The following is a 409-nucleotide window of genomic DNA, read 5'->3' as shown; positions in this document are numbered from 1 at the left end:
ACCTCAGCCACACCCAGGGCGCACGGAAAAAGCGCTAACCCGGTCGCAGTTATGACCCCAACCGACCCGCACAGGAGAGCGGCAGCAGCATGAACGAACTGCCACCCGCCGTACGCCAGCTGCTGCATGCCGAGCAGCGCCAGGCCGCCATCGACCTGCTCAGCGAATACCTGGCGACCGACCAGAAGGAGGCCGAACGCCGCATCGACCAGTATCTGGAGGACAACCCTCCCGTCCACCTGCGCGGCGCCGCCATCCTCCGCGCCAGCCGCCTCAATGCCCTGATCTGGCTGACGCTGATCGCCCTGACGGCGCTGCTGGTGCTGATCTTCAGCCTCTGAGCCGCGCCCAAACGAAACCGGCGCCACTAGGGCGCCGGTTGCATGCTGACAGACGACTCAGAGCGGCT

At 66.5% G+C, this 409-nt stretch carries 1 protein-coding gene; it reads left to right on the top strand.

Annotation, left to right across the window (positions count from 1 at the left end; translation table 11 throughout):
- The first annotated feature begins 89 nt into the window (after window positions 1-89).
- The gene (locus J0A65_RS26100) at window positions 90-341 is read left to right on the top strand and encodes a hypothetical protein (RefSeq protein ID WP_206597099.1); all 252 of its coding nucleotides are present in this window, start codon (window positions 90-92) and stop codon (window positions 339-341) included.
- The last annotated feature ends 68 nt before the right edge of the window (window positions 342-409 follow it).

Source organism: Bowmanella yangjiangensis, from assembly GCF_017255015.1.
GTDB lineage: Bacteria > Pseudomonadota > Gammaproteobacteria > Enterobacterales > Alteromonadaceae > Bowmanella > Bowmanella yangjiangensis.
Note: the sequence above shows the minus strand (reverse complement) of the source record. Positions and strands in the feature narration are given on the sequence as shown.

Bases quoted from the DNA above. Each gene is read 5' to 3' on its own strand.
- J0A65_RS26100 (WP_206597099.1), top strand. From the start codon at position 90: ATGAACGAACTGCCACCCGCCGTACGCCAGCTGCTGCATGCCGAGCAG.